The organism is Chryseobacterium sp. MMO-72 (assembly GCF_037146035.1).
GTDB classification, from domain to species: Bacteria; Bacteroidota; Bacteroidia; order Flavobacteriales; family Weeksellaceae; genus Chryseobacterium; species Chryseobacterium indicum.
Genome location: NZ_JBBCWG010000003.1, coordinates 345,685 through 358,794, shown reverse-complemented (window position 1 = coordinate 358,794; position 13,110 = coordinate 345,685). Strand labels below are relative to the sequence as shown.

Annotated in this window: 14 protein-coding genes; 12 read left to right on the top strand and 2 right to left on the bottom strand. The window is 37.0% G+C overall.

Annotated elements, in window-relative coordinates:
• The first annotated feature begins 7 nt into the window (after positions 1–7).
• From WFH39_RS06885 to WFH39_RS06830, 12 genes are all read left to right on the top strand, one after another.
• Positions 8–1,741, top strand: a complete 1,734-nt coding sequence (locus tag WFH39_RS06885) for a thiamine pyrophosphate-dependent enzyme (RefSeq protein WP_336689306.1) — start codon at positions 8–10, stop codon at positions 1,739–1,741.
• A gap of 83 nt (positions 1,742–1,824) precedes the next feature.
• Complete coding sequence (locus WFH39_RS06880) at positions 1,825–2,313, top strand: hypothetical protein (protein WP_214587996.1); 489 nt, start codon at positions 1,825–1,827, stop codon at positions 2,311–2,313.
• A gap of 17 nt (positions 2,314–2,330) precedes the next feature.
• Positions 2,331–2,747: an energy transducer TonB gene (locus WFH39_RS06875; protein ID WP_336689305.1), complete on the top strand. Its 417-nt coding sequence runs from the start codon at positions 2,331–2,333 to the stop codon at positions 2,745–2,747.
• Complete coding sequence (locus tag WFH39_RS06870) at positions 2,740–3,468, top strand: hypothetical protein (RefSeq protein WP_336689304.1); 729 nt, start codon at positions 2,740–2,742, stop codon at positions 3,466–3,468. The genes WFH39_RS06875 and WFH39_RS06870 overlap by 8 nt, the downstream gene beginning before the upstream one ends.
• A gap of 126 nt (positions 3,469–3,594) precedes the next feature.
• Entirely contained in the window at positions 3,595–5,031 is a 1,437-nt protein-coding gene (miaB, locus tag WFH39_RS06865; protein WP_336689303.1) for a tRNA (N6-isopentenyl adenosine(37)-C2)-methylthiotransferase MiaB, read from the top strand.
• Between the two features lie 185 nt (positions 5,032–5,216).
• Positions 5,217–6,323, top strand: coding sequence for a PDDEXK nuclease domain-containing protein (locus tag WFH39_RS06860; protein ID WP_336689302.1), 1,107 nt, complete (start codon positions 5,217–5,219; stop codon positions 6,321–6,323).
• On the top strand, positions 6,307–6,738 hold the full coding sequence (locus WFH39_RS06855) for a hypothetical protein (RefSeq protein WP_336689301.1): 432 nt from the start codon (positions 6,307–6,309) through the stop codon (positions 6,736–6,738). The genes WFH39_RS06860 and WFH39_RS06855 overlap by 17 nt, the downstream gene beginning before the upstream one ends.
• An 88-nt stretch (positions 6,739–6,826) precedes the next feature.
• On the top strand, positions 6,827–8,119 hold the full coding sequence (locus WFH39_RS06850) for a sigma-54 interaction domain-containing protein (protein ID WP_336689300.1): 1,293 nt from the start codon (positions 6,827–6,829) through the stop codon (positions 8,117–8,119).
• Between the two features lie 18 nt (positions 8,120–8,137).
• Entirely contained in the window at positions 8,138–8,827 is a 690-nt protein-coding gene (locus WFH39_RS06845; RefSeq protein ID WP_336689299.1) for a hypothetical protein, read from the top strand.
• Positions 8,817–9,368: an LptE family protein gene (locus WFH39_RS06840; protein ID WP_214588012.1), complete on the top strand. Its 552-nt coding sequence runs from the start codon at positions 8,817–8,819 to the stop codon at positions 9,366–9,368. The genes WFH39_RS06845 and WFH39_RS06840 overlap by 11 nt, the downstream gene beginning before the upstream one ends.
• Position 9,369: 1 nt before the next feature.
• The gene (locus tag WFH39_RS06835) at positions 9,370–11,715 is read left to right on the top strand and encodes a hypothetical protein (protein WP_336689297.1); all 2,346 of its coding nucleotides are present in this window, start codon (positions 9,370–9,372) and stop codon (positions 11,713–11,715) included.
• Between the two features lie 15 nt (positions 11,716–11,730).
• Positions 11,731–11,922, top strand: a complete 192-nt coding sequence (locus WFH39_RS06830; RefSeq protein WP_336689295.1) for a hypothetical protein — start codon at positions 11,731–11,733, stop codon at positions 11,920–11,922.
• Positions 11,923–11,957: 35 nt separating this feature from the next.
• On the opposite strand, the gene WFH39_RS06825 is transcribed toward WFH39_RS06830, so the two are convergent.
• Together WFH39_RS06825 and rnpA are read right to left on the bottom strand one after the other, a co-directional pair.
• A complete protein-coding gene (locus tag WFH39_RS06825; protein WP_336689294.1) occupies positions 11,958–12,566 on the bottom strand; it encodes a DUF4126 domain-containing protein in 609 nt (202 codons plus the stop codon).
• A 127-nt stretch (positions 12,567–12,693) separates the two neighbouring features.
• On the bottom strand, positions 12,694–13,068 hold the full coding sequence (gene rnpA / locus WFH39_RS06820; protein WP_271160089.1) for a ribonuclease P protein component: 375 nt from the start codon (positions 13,066–13,068) through the stop codon (positions 12,694–12,696).
• Positions 13,069–13,110: the final 42 nt, after the last annotated feature.

Sequence of the window (13,110 nt, the reverse complement as noted above, 5' to 3'; positions counted from 1 at the left end):
TCAAAATATGGCTAAAAATATTGCAGAGCAAATTGTAGAAATGCTCGAAAACGCCAATGTGAAAAGAATTTATGCCGTTACAGGCGACAGTTTAAACCATTTAAATATAGCCGTAAAAAAAAGCAGCATCGAATGGATTCACGTAAGGCACGAAGAAGCCGGAGCGTATGCAGCTGCTGCGGAAGCGGAACTGGATGGTTTTGCAGTTTGCGCCGGAAGCTGCGGACCGGGACATGTTCATCTGATCAATGGTGTTTATGAAGCGCACCGTTCTCATGTTCCGATGTTGGTTATTGCTTCCACCATCCCAAGTGAAGAAATGGGCATGGATTATTTTCAGGAAACCAATACCATTAAATTGTTCGACGACTGCAGTTATTACAACCAAATGATTACAAGACCGGAACAGGTTCAGAGAACGGTGCAGACGGCAATTCAGCATGCAATTTCCAAAAAAGGCGTTGCCGTAATCGGTCTTCCGGGTGATGTTTCGGAATTGGATGCAGAAGAAGCGGTGACTTCCAATAAAATTTTCAGAACAAATCCTGTTATTCGTCCTTCAGATGAAGAATTAAAAGAACTCGCAGATTTAATCAACGACAGTAAAAAAGTAACGCTTTATTGCGGAATTGGCGCAGAAAAAGCCAACCCAGAAGTGGTTGAGCTTTCAAAATATTTAAAAGCTCCGGTGGGATATTCTTTCCGCGGAAAAATGTCTATTCAGCCCAACAATCCCAATGAAGTAGGCTTAACCGGACTTTTGGGACTTCCTTCTGCTTATCACGCCATGCACGAAGCTGATCTTCTGATTCTTCTGGGGACAGATTTCCCTTACGAGAAATTTATGCCCGTCAAAAACAAAATTGTACAAATTGATGAAGCCCCTGAACGATTGGGAAGAAGAGCTAAACTGGAATTGGGATTAACGGGCGATGTAAAAGAAACCATCAAAGCACTTTTGCCATTATTGAAAGAAAAAACAGACAGTAATTTCCTTAAACAGCAGCTTGAGTTTTATGAAAAGGTTAAAGAAAATCAGCTTACGTATGTGAAAGATCCGGGAACCGAAAATGCCATTCAGCCGGAATTTGTTACCCATACTTTGGATAAACTGACAAAGAAAGATGGAATTTTTACCGTAGATACAGGAATGTGTTGTGTTTGGGGCGCAAGATACATCACAGGAACCGGAGAACGGAAAATGCTCGGTTCTTTCAATCACGGTTCGATGGCGAATGCGATGCCGATGGCAATTGGAGCTTCTTTAGCGTATCCTGAAAGACAGGTTGTTGCTCTATGCGGCGACGGAGGTTTATCCATGCTTTTGGGAGATATGGCAACAATTTTTCAATATAAATTGCCGGTGAAAATTATTGTGTTCAATAACCGGTCTTTAGGAATGGTAAAACTGGAAATGGAAGTCGGGGGAATGCCGGACAATGAAACAGATATGGTGAATCCGGATTTTGCAATGATTGCCCATGCAATGGGATATCCCGGAAAAAATGTAAACAAACCTGAAGATGTGGAAGCTGCCATTAAAGAATGTCTTGATTATAATGGTCCTTATCTTTTAAATATTTTTACCAATCCGAATGCACTGGCTTTACCGCCAAAAATTGAAGCCGCTCAGGTTTTAGGAATGACAAAATCCATTGCTCAGCTTATGTTGGGAGGAAAAATGGAAGAAGCGCTCGACACTGTGAAAAGCAATTACAAACACATTAAAGATCTTTTGTAATGCACATCATGAGATAATACTTTTCTCTATTTGGTTTAAGTAGTATCTTTGTTTAAGTAAATTTAATTTTAATGAAAAATCCTATGAGAACGATATTAGTACTTCTTACGTTTTTCGCATCAAACTTTGCAATAGCACAGTTTAATGATGTAGAAGAAAGAGATGATAATTTTATGACGGAGAACAATAAAAATATTCTCAAAATAGATATAAAAGAACCTTTGCTGCAGGTTGCCGTAAAAAACTGTAACGATTTTAAGGCGGCAAGTTTCGAAGGCGGAATTCCGGCTTACAAAGAAATGCTGAGAAAATATATGTACGATTACCTGAATACAGATTTTTATGTTCTGAACGGTGATTTCACATTTACCCTTACCGTAGACCAAAACGGAAAAGTAACCAATATCGAAGGAACTCCAAAAGTTTCAAACAGTCAGGTATTTTTTGATGATATGAAGTATGTGGTAAGGAGAATTAAGAAAAACTGGATTCCTGCAAGCTGCAACGGACAACCTGTAACATCTCAGATCAAAATAAAAATGAATCTGTCTTCCATTGCAACAGATGTATAAGACAACTTTTAATAACCATGAAAAAATATCTTTTAATTTTACCTTTATTGCTTATTAGCGGTAAAGGCTTTTCTCAGGAAAATACTACTCAGGTTCAGCAGACAGCGGAAAGTTACCAGAAAGCAGAATTTCCGGGAGGCGATCAGGCTTTTCAGAAAGAATTCATGAATATGGTTCATGCCTATATCGATATGGCTCTTTATGCCATTCAGGGAAAAGTGACTTTTGTGTTTAATATTGATGCCAAAGGAAAAATCAGTCAGATCGATGTCCTTCCGAAATTCAAAAACAATGAAATGTTTATCGACGATATGAAATATGCGGCGAAAAAAGTAAAAGGAAAATGGACTCCCGCAAAGAAGAACGGCGTTCCGGTCGATTCAAAATTTGTTATGAAGGTGAATTTCAGTACGAATACTTATGATCATGATTAAAAAGTTTTTGAGTTTTTCTGCAATCATTATCTTTTTTGTATCGAATGCTCAGGTTTTAGATGAATACCCTAAAAATCAGGAATTTTATGAAGGCGGACCGGTGAATTTTTATAAAGAAGCCCATGATTATTTGTCTAAAGGTAATTTTAAAAAATGCAGTGATCAGGAAATTTATCAGCCAAGATTTGTGGTAACAAAAGATGTGGCTGTGAAACTGGTAAAAGATAATGACACTGCAAATATTGCAAAAAACAGATGTGCATACGATCTGTCGCTTGAACTTCTGAAAAATCTGAAACACTGGAAACCTGCTGAAATTAAAGGAGGAAAATTCGGTGCTTTGGCAGAATTCATATTGTATCCGAAAGATGTTATGGAAAATTATAAAGAAGGATATAATGCGGATAATTATGTTTTGTCTGCACAGTATCCAAAAGGGTACGAGAGATTTAGAAAGGATTTCCATGATGAATTTATGAGTTTGTTTGCAGACTATCATATTAACGGGAACGTTAATCTGGAGTTTTATATCAATCAAAAAGGAGAAATTACAAACCCGAGAATCTATCCCGAGATTTATGATCCAAAATTTAATATCGATTTTCTGAGAACTTTGTCTCGACTTAAAAAAGTCTGGAAGCCAGCTTTATATTCCAACATTCCGATAAAAGAGAAAATAGTTTATCCCATAATTTTTTCTACAAATTTCTATGAAAGATAATCCTGACATTCTGTCACAATATTTTGTATCTTTGCAAATTCAATAGTTCAGAATTTAATGTTTTGAGTTCAAATCTGTATGTGTAGAACCTTAGACGTTAAATTTTAAACCTAAAATTCGATTATCGTGCAGGAAAAATATATAGACGAAACAAAACAGGGAGAAGCTTTTGCCATTGCGGAAAAAGCAGAAAACTCAAAGAAATTATTCTTGGAGAGCTACGGTTGTCAGATGAATTTCTCTGACTCTGAGATTGTTGCATCCATACTTAATGAACAGGGGTATAATACCACTTTAAAAGCGGAAGAAGCAGATTTAATTCTTTTAAACACCTGTTCTATCCGTGAAAAAGCCGAGCAGACTGTAAGAATGCGTCTTTCACAGTTCAAAAACCTGAAAAAAGAAAAACCAAACATGACGGTTGGTGTTTTGGGCTGTATGGCAGAAAGATTAAAAACAAAATTCTTAGAAGAAGAACAGTTGGTAGATCTTGTAGTTGGTCCCGATGCCTACAGAGACTTGCCTAATCTTTTAAAAGAAACTGAGGACGGAAGAGATGCCATTAACGTAATTCTTTCCAAAGAAGAAACATATGCAGATATCAATCCGGTTCGTTTAGGTGGAAATGGGGTTACAGCTTTTGTAACGATTACAAGAGGTTGCGATAATATGTGTACGTTCTGCGTTGTTCCTTTCACGAGAGGAAGAGAAAGAAGCCGTGATCCGCATTCTATTCTGGATGAATGTAAAAGCCTTTGGGAAAGCGGTTATAAAGAAATTACCCTATTAGGACAAAACGTAGATTCTTACCTTTGGTATGGAGGCGGTCCTAAAAAAGATTTTGCCAAAGCATCTGAAATGCAGAAAGCTACAGCCGTGAATTTTGCCCAGTTGCTTGATTTGGTTGCAAAAGCCGTTCCTGAAATGAGAATCCGTTTCTCTACTTCCAATCCGCAGGATATGAGTCTGGATGTATTCAGAATGATGGCAAAACACGATAACATCTGTAAATATGTTCACCTTCCGGTTCAGAGCGGAAGTAACAATATGCTGGAAGCCATGAACAGACAGCACACCCGCGAAGAATATTTAGATTTAATTAAAAAAGCAAAAGAAATCGTTCCCGAAGTTGCTTTTTCTCAGGATATGATCGTCGGTTTCTGCAGCGAAACAGAAGAAGATCATCAGGATACATTAAGCTTAATGAGAGAAGTGGAATACGACTACGGTTATATGTTCGCTTACTCAGAAAGACCGGGAACTCCTGCTCACAAAAAGATGGAGGACAATATTCCGGCAGACGTTAAACAGAGACGTTTGGCGGAAGTCATTGCTTTACAGGGAGAACTGTCCAGAAAAAGAATGAAATCTTATGTAGGAAGAGTTCACCAGATTTTAATTGAAGGAACTTCCAAAAAGAACGAAAACCAGTGGAAAGGAAGAAACTCCCAGAATGCAGTTTGCGTCTTCGATAAACTGGAAGGTCAGAAAATTGGTGACATTGTGGACGTTTTTGTTTTTGATAATACGCAGGGCACACTTTTGGGGGAAACGGTAAAGTAATTTATTGGGCAGCTTAGAACTTCGTTCGTAGCTTTCGATTAAAGCCTTCGCTTTTATCTTATGTATGCCTTCCGTTCCCGCTTTTTTATTTTTTTGGAAAAATAAAAAGAGCTCCACTCAAGTCGGGCTGCATGCATCTCAATAGTGAGTAAATTTTAATATAAAATTGAGAATATTCTTTCAAAATGAAAGATTTACAAAATACACAACTTTTACAAAATATTTCTTCATTACTCGATAATGCAAGAAAAAAAGTTGCTGTTGCTGTAAATCAGACCATCGTTCTTACCTATTATGAAATAGGAAGAATGATTGTTGAAGATGAACAGAATGGAGAAAACAGAGCAGAATATGGAAAAGCTGTTCTTAAAGATTTGTCATTACATCTTACAGAAAGATTTGGTAAGGGGTTTTCTGTTTCAAATCTTAAACAAATTAGGCAATTTTATATTGTCTATTCAAAAGGACAAACACCGTCTGTCTTTTTGCAAGATTCGGATAAGCATAATGAAAAAGGACAAACACTGTCTGACGAATCGGGAGTAATAACAAATCAAAAACCAGCCCGGCAAGATTCTATAAAATTCAACCTTTCATGGTCTCATTATCTGAAATTAATGAGAATCAATGATATTAATGAGAGAAGGTTCTACGAGATTGAAAGTTATAAAAACAACTGGAGCCTAAGAGAATTGCAGAGACAGTACGATTCCGCTTTATATGCAAGACTGTCTTTGAGCAAAAATAAAGAAGAGATTCTTCAGCTTGCTGAAAAAGGACAGATTATAGAAAAGCCAAAAGATCTCATCAAAGATCCTTATGTTCTGGAGTTTTTAGGTTTATCTGAAAAACCTCATTATTCTGAAAACGAATTAGAGTCCGAATTAATTGATAAACTGGAACATTTTCTTCTGGAATTAGGAACAGGATTTACCTTTGTTGCAAGACAGGACAGAATAACCTTTGATGAAAAGCAATTCCGTATAGATTTGGTGTTTTACAACAGAGTTTTGAGATGTTTTGTCTTAATTGACTTAAAAATCGGCGAACTGAAACATCAGGATATTGGGCAAATGCAGATGTACGTCAACTATTACGATAGAGAAAAACGCCTTGAAGGTGAAAATAAAACCATAGGCATTATTCTTTGTCAGGATAAAAGTGAAGCTTTGGTAAGATATACTTTACCGGAAGATAACGAACAGATTTTTGCAAGTAAATATTTTACCATATTGCCAAGTAAACAAGATTTTATTAACATTTTAAACTCAGACAATGGAAAAATTTCATAAATATTGCCTAAGTGTATTGTTAGTAATAATCTGCAGCAATATTTCAGCTCAAATTTCCAACGGAACAGCCGAAAGTGAAGACTGTAAACAGCTTTATGAGCTTTATAACCGGATTTTAAATCAGGATTGCGAAGATTTGCAGGAAACCTGTACAAAAGAAAATCCTGTACAGAATAAAACGATCAGTCAAAAGCATCCTGCAGTTGATCTTATCGGTAAAATTTTTCCAAATAAACAAAAGAACAATTTTCAACAAAATAAAACAGGAACAGATTTTTCTGAAAAAGAAAAACATAATCAGCTCCTGAAAAATTTTGAAAAGAACAGCAGAGAAAATCTCTTCGCTGAAATTTTATATTTTAAAACCAGAGTTTCAAAAGTCAGAAATAAAGATTATTTGGACGTTGTAAGTTAAATTTAAATCGAATTAATTTTAAACTAAACAGCAGATTTACAGAGATTAATGTAGATCCTATTCAAATCAATAATCTAAAAATTTACTTATGAGCAACGAGCTTCAAAATATAAAAAACCGTTTCGGAATTATCGGAAACTTTCCGGCTTTAAACCGTGCTTTGGAAAAAGCCATTCAGGTCGCACCAACCGACATTTCAGTCCTTGTGATCGGGGAAAGTGGAGTGGGGAAAGAATTTATTCCGAAAATTATCCATTCAGAATCCAAAAGGAAACATCAGCCTTATATTGTCGTTAACTGTGGAGCAATTCCCGAAGGAACCATTGATTCCGAACTGTTCGGACACGAAAAAGGAGCATTTACAGGAGCTACAGCAACCAGAAAAGGATATTTTGAGGTTGCCGATGGCGGAACGATCTTTTTAGATGAGGTGGGAGAGCTTCCTTTACAGACGCAGGTTCGTTTACTTCGTGTTTTGGAAAGCGGCGAATTTATGAAAGTAGGTTCTTCACAGGTTCAGAAAACGAATGTAAGAATTGTCGCTGCAACAAATGTGAACATGATGAAGGCAATTCAGGACGGAAGATTTCGAGAAGACCTTTATTATCGTCTCAATACAGTGCAGATTGATATGCCGCCTTTACGCGAAAGAAAAGGGGATATTCATTTGCTTTTCAGAAAATTTGCCATCGATTTTGCTGAAAAATACAGAATGCCGGAACTTGAACTTGAGCCAAGCGCAGTACATTACATCGAAAATTATACGTTTCCCGGAAATATTCGTCAATTGAGAAATTTGGTGGAGCAAATGACGGTCGTGGAAAGAAACAGACACGTAGAAGTTGAAAAACTGGAGGAATATATTCCCATGGAATCACATCTTCCCATGGTTGTCAATACTCCGAATATGCCAAAGCAGAACGATTTCGGAAGCGAAAGAGAAATCATGTACAAAATTCTATTTGACATGAGAAACGATATTAATGATTTAAAATCCTTAACTTCGGAATTGATAAAAAACAGAGGAACATCCGATCTTAGCAGTCACGAGAAAAACTTAATCAACAGGATTTATACTCCTGAAACACAGCAGAATGTTGCTCCGGGTTCTTTACTGTATTTTGAAAACAGCAGTAATCATAATCCGGTAGTTCAGAATCCGACAATTATTTCAGAGCCAGACAACAGCTACGAAGATATTGAAGATATTGAAATTGAAGAAAACAGACCGGAATCTTTATCGCTTCAGAATAACGAAAAAGACCTGATTATCAAAGCGCTTGAAAAGCATAAAGGAAGAAGAAATAAAGCAGCGGATGAACTGGGAATTTCCCAAAGAACTTTGTACAGAAAAATAAAACAGTATAACTTAGAAGAATAATAAACTAAAAATTAAATCATGGTGAAAATTAATGCAAAACCGGTCAATTTCAAATTAGGAGATTACATCAGCGACGGATACGAATTCTACAAAGCAAATTTTGGAAATTTGTTGGGCGCTTTCTTCCTTGCAATGATTATGTCGATCATTCCTTTTTGCGGACTTTTGGCTGTGGGTAATTTCTATAAATATTGCCGTGATTTAAGAGCGGGGAGGCAGGTAAGTGCAGGAGATATTTTCAATTTTGATAATTTCACGCCTTACTTCATGATTCAGCTTATTTTATTCGCCGGAGTAATGGTTATTTATATTCCTATGATTATCATGATGGTCGCAATGGGAGAACAAGATCCTTCCGCAGGACCGCCTGCATTTTTTTTCATTTATATGTTTTTTGTGTATGTTGGGATTTTATTCGTAGCCCTGAAAGGTTTTTATATGCCCGCTTTAATTTCCCTTGCAGGAGTTACAGAGATTAAACAGGCATGGAAAATCTCTTCTGTGATGAGTAAAGGAAACCTTTGGTCCATCTTTTTATATTCACTGGCAGTAGCATTTTTATCTCAGTTAGGTGTTATCGCATGTTTTATTGGCTTGATTTTTACAATACCTTTTGCATATGCTTCTCACTATTTTGCGTATGAAGATGCTTTAAAGCAGGTTACTTATGACGAAATTCAGGAAATTGGAATTAAAAATGAATTTTAAAATTAAAAATATTAAAATCGGACAGCCGAAATTTTGGCTTTTAGTGCTGTGCTTATCAGTGCTGAATTCGTGCTATAGTTTTACGGGATCATCTCTTAAAGATGAAAAAACAATTCAGATCAATGAATTTCCCAATAATGCCCCCTTGGTAAATCCCACATTGTCGCAACAGTTTTCAACAGATGTCCAGAACAGATTCCTTCAGAGAACCACTCTGAAAGGGACAAAAGAAAATCCGGACATTTTGGTGGAAGGTGAAATAACGGATTATTCTATTACACCGACAACGATTGGTTCCAACACGGTTACCAATCAGAGTACAGGAGGAGTTGTACAGCAATCTCAGAACAAACTTACCATCACGGTGAAAGTTCATTACGAGAATAAGCTTCATCCGGAGCTGAGTTTCGACAGAACATACAGTGATGAAGCGGTGTTCAACAGCAGCCTTTCCCAGTCTGAGATAGAATCTTCTCAGGTGAAAATTGCGACGGACAGAATTATAAACAAGATATTTAACGATATTGTAGCGAATTGGTAAGATGAATCATAGAGTTTTAGAATTATTAAAGACCCCGAAAAACATTCAGTCAGAGGATCTCCATCTTCTGAAAGAAGAGATTAATTCTTTTCCCTATATTCAGAATATCAGAGCGTTGTATTTGTATGGGGTACATCTGTATGATAAAGACAATTATCAGAAAGTACTTTCTACAACAGCTGCTTATACTACAGATAAAAAGATTCTTTATCAGCTGATTAACGGTAAAATTCAGCAGAAGCCAAAACCTGAAATAAAACAGGAAACGGTAAAGGAAAAAATCATTCCTGCGGAAAATCCGCTTAAGATTTTGTATCAGACAAAGGCGGGTAGTTTTCCGCTTAAAAGAGAAGAAAATCCTGTGGCTGAATCTCAGCAGCAAATCGTTGAGAAAACGGTACCGAAAATCCTTACATCAGAAGAAGAAAACCGCATTCTTCCGCCTCCGAGAGAAGAAATTAAGCATTTGTATGTAAACGGAGAACGAAACAGAATTCTGTTCGAAGGAGAAGAAAATTTCCTTGAAGACAATACTTTTGAAACAATTGATCTCGAATCCACGCTGGAATCCGGTTCTATCGTAACTCAGAAAGCTGAGAAAAAAGAAGAGCCTGTTTCAGAAGAAAAACCGGCTGAAAATATTCCGGCTGTAGAAGAAAGTGAGGAATTCATTCCTGAAACTACCGTTGAAGAAGAAAATTTAAATACTAAGCCTGAGCAAGAGGAAATTCCAGATAATTCGGAATCAGAATCCTCTGAACAGGAAGCTGCATCTGCAATTCAGGTTCAGGAAGAAGAAAATGAATCAACAGAAGAGCAGTCTGATCATATTTTAGATAAAGCTGAAAACTCAGAGGAAAAGCCTTCTGAAGAAATGTCAGAATTTACCACTGAAACGATTGTTGAAGAGGAAAATCTAAGTAATGAAACTGAAAAAGAAGAAATTTCAGATAAATCAGAATTAAGTTTCCATGAAACAGAAGCTTTCCTTCCTGAAGTGCAGGTCTCTGCAAATGAAGCTATTGAGGAACCAAAACATGAAAAAAGCGAATCTGAAGATTCAGATATAATTTCCTCAGAAGAATCCGCAGAATTTACGCCTGAGACCATTATTGATGAAGATCAGATTTCATCTGATAAAGAAGAAAAAACGATTCAGAATGATTCTGAGCTAAGTTTCCACGGAACAGAATCTTTCCTTCCGGAAGTAAAAATTCAGGCAAATACAGAAGAAAAAATTACGGAAGCTCCACAGCTTAACCTCAATAAACATGAAGACGAAATGCGCCGTCTGATTGAGGAAGTGGAGAAGAAAATGAAGGAAAAAGCAGCTGCGGAAGAACATAAAAAAGAAGAAGAACCTGAAAATATTGGTCACGACATCAGTTTTGCTGAAACCCAAAGTTTTGAGGTGAAACCTATTGAAACACAATCTAAAGAAGAGACTGCAAAGGAAAATCCAGCAGCAGAAAACAATTCTGAACAGATTGAAGAACCAAAAGCCGAAATCACTGAAGAAAAAGTAGAAATTCCGGTAAAAGAAGAGGCCGAGGTGAAATCTGCATGGAAACCAATGTCTTTCGATTCCAACCTTCCTGATTCTCTGATCAGTAAATCTCCCGAAGTTCCTCAGCCTAAAACTGAAGAGCTTAAAACAGATGAAACAGTGGAAATTCAGCAGCCGGAGATTGCAGAGCAGGAGCAAGTTGCAGAAGCCGAAACTGAGTCGGATTCCGACGAAGAAAGCATAGTGTCTGAAATTTCAGAAGAAACAACTGAACAAAATACCGATGAAAATGTTTCTGAGAGTTCAGAAGAAAATAAAGAGGAAGTTCCGGTAATGAACGTTTCGTTTTTCGGATCGGGATGGACGATTCCTCAACCAGAAAAAGAAAAAATGACAGAAGAACCCAAACAGGAAAGCAAAGAAGAAGAAAATACAGTTGAAATTCCTGTGGAAAAACCTGCAAAAACAGCCAAACCGAACACGTTCGACAGCAATGTTCCGGGATTCATCAATACATGGCAAAGCTGGCTAAAAATCGACAGAACGGAAGAAAAACCTAAAGAGGAGAAAACCGATCTGAAAACAAAAGTAATTGAAACTTTTATCGAAAACAATCCGAGAATCAGTCAGTTAAAAGAAGAAAGTACCTTTGTCGTGAAAGAAAAAGGAGACGATATCTCGCATTTGATGACAGAAACACTGGCAAATCTTTATTTTGAGCAGAAATTATACACTAAAGCTATAAAAGCATTTGAAATTCTGATTAAGAAAACTCCCGAAAAGAAAAAATATTACGAAGGTAAAATTCAGGAAATTAAAGATTTCAGAACCAAAGGATAACCTAAAAACGATACAATGAGCTTATTGTCTATTAACACTTTTCAGATCCTTTTTGGTGCGGTTGCGGTCATCATTTTATACATTGCGGCAATTGCTGTTCTGTTGAGAACAAAATCAGGAATCCTGCCTTATTTGGCATTAATCCTTTTTCCGGTCATAGGTCCTTTAGGAATTCTTCTTGGAAATTATAACAGGAAAATTAAATAAACAAAAGAGCGGAGAATTTTTCCGCTCTTTTGCCTTTATGTCTGTTGAGGAAGTTCTTTATTTTTCCTGAATTTCCGCCATAGTTTTCGTCCGAACAGGATAACTCCTATGACAATTAAAATTGCGCAGATTCCGGCAATAACAGGAGCTGACATCGCCAGAAATGCCATAATTCCTGCTCCGGCTGTTTCTGCAGTTCCGACGACCGAATTTCCCAAACCTCCCGTTGTTGCCGTAGATGCAGCCCGAAGTCCCGCAAATCCAGAACTGATGGTGGCTGCGGTTCCCCCTCCCGCAATTAAAGCTAAAGCCCACTGTGGAAAAGTTCCCAGATCTGCAAACTGACTGGCAAACAAAACAGAACCTGCAATCGTCGCCATCGGAACAGAAATCGTATCCAGTAAATGGTCTACAAAAGGAATGTAGTAGGCTAAAATTTCTACAACCGTTGCAATTCCGGTGGTGATTAAAGTGGGAAGTCCCGAAAGCCATTCAAAATTTTCGTTCATAGGAATCCAGTGCATATACGAAGCAAGACTTACGGCAAACATCGGAAGAAATACTCTGAATCCGCTTGCTGCAGCCAGTCCGATGCCAATAAATGCACTCAGGAGATAAGGTAAATAAGGAACGTTGTCTAACATGTTAATTTTCAGATTGATTGTTTTCCCTAAGGTACAAAAAAATAAATTCTGAGAAATTTTCTGATAAAAATACTGTTGAATGAAATTCAACCTAAAAAATAAACGGAAAAATAATCAATAGAAAAGATTAAGATTTCTTCTGAGCCTGACAAAGTTTGATAAACTGCGCTTCTACATCCTGAAATTTTTCGGGCATTTCCGGAGAAGCCCAAAACATCATCGCCATTGTTTTATCGCCGAAAGCTTCTTTAAAAAGATCTTTATTCAGACGGTAACATTCTCTTAAAAGTCTTTTGATCCGGTTTCTGTGAACCGCTTTTTTAAAATATTTTTTGGAAACCGAAACCGCAAATTTCGTGCTTTCAACAGGTGTTGCCGGCTTATTTTTAAGAATAATGATTCTCAGATTCCCATTCGTTCTCCATTTACCTTTTTCGAAAAGTAAAGAGATCTCGGTATTTTTCTTGAGTTTTTCGGCTCTGGGATATCTGAAATTTGTCATGTACGGACTGTAAAGATAGGATTTGTATGATGTTTTTCCCAC

Bases quoted from the DNA above. Each gene is read 5' to 3' on its own strand.
- WFH39_RS06885 (WP_336689306.1), top strand. From the start codon at position 8: ATGGCTAAAAATATTGCAGAGCAAATTGTAGAAATGCTCGAAAACGCC.
- WFH39_RS06880 (WP_214587996.1), top strand. From the start codon at position 1,825: ATGAGAACGATATTAGTACTTCTTACGTTTTTCGCATCAAACTTTGCA.
- WFH39_RS06875 (WP_336689305.1), top strand. From the start codon at position 2,331: ATGAAAAAATATCTTTTAATTTTACCTTTATTGCTTATTAGCGGTAAA.
- WFH39_RS06870 (WP_336689304.1), top strand. From the start codon at position 2,740: ATGATTAAAAAGTTTTTGAGTTTTTCTGCAATCATTATCTTTTTTGTA.
- WFH39_RS06860 (WP_336689302.1), top strand. From the start codon at position 5,217: ATGAAAGATTTACAAAATACACAACTTTTACAAAATATTTCTTCATTA.
- WFH39_RS06855 (WP_336689301.1), top strand. From the start codon at position 6,307: ATGGAAAAATTTCATAAATATTGCCTAAGTGTATTGTTAGTAATAATC.
- WFH39_RS06850 (WP_336689300.1), top strand. From the start codon at position 6,827: ATGAGCAACGAGCTTCAAAATATAAAAAACCGTTTCGGAATTATCGGA.
- WFH39_RS06845 (WP_336689299.1), top strand. From the start codon at position 8,138: ATGGTGAAAATTAATGCAAAACCGGTCAATTTCAAATTAGGAGATTAC.
- WFH39_RS06840 (WP_214588012.1), top strand. From the start codon at position 8,817: ATGAATTTTAAAATTAAAAATATTAAAATCGGACAGCCGAAATTTTGG.
- WFH39_RS06835 (WP_336689297.1), top strand. From the start codon at position 9,370: ATGAATCATAGAGTTTTAGAATTATTAAAGACCCCGAAAAACATTCAG.
- WFH39_RS06830 (WP_336689295.1), top strand. From the start codon at position 11,731: ATGAGCTTATTGTCTATTAACACTTTTCAGATCCTTTTTGGTGCGGTT.
- WFH39_RS06825 (WP_336689294.1), bottom strand. From the start codon at position 12,566: ATGTTAGACAACGTTCCTTATTTACCTTATCTCCTGAGTGCATTTATT.
- rnpA (WP_271160089.1), bottom strand. From the start codon at position 13,068: ATGACAAATTTCAGATATCCCAGAGCCGAAAAACTCAAGAAAAATACC.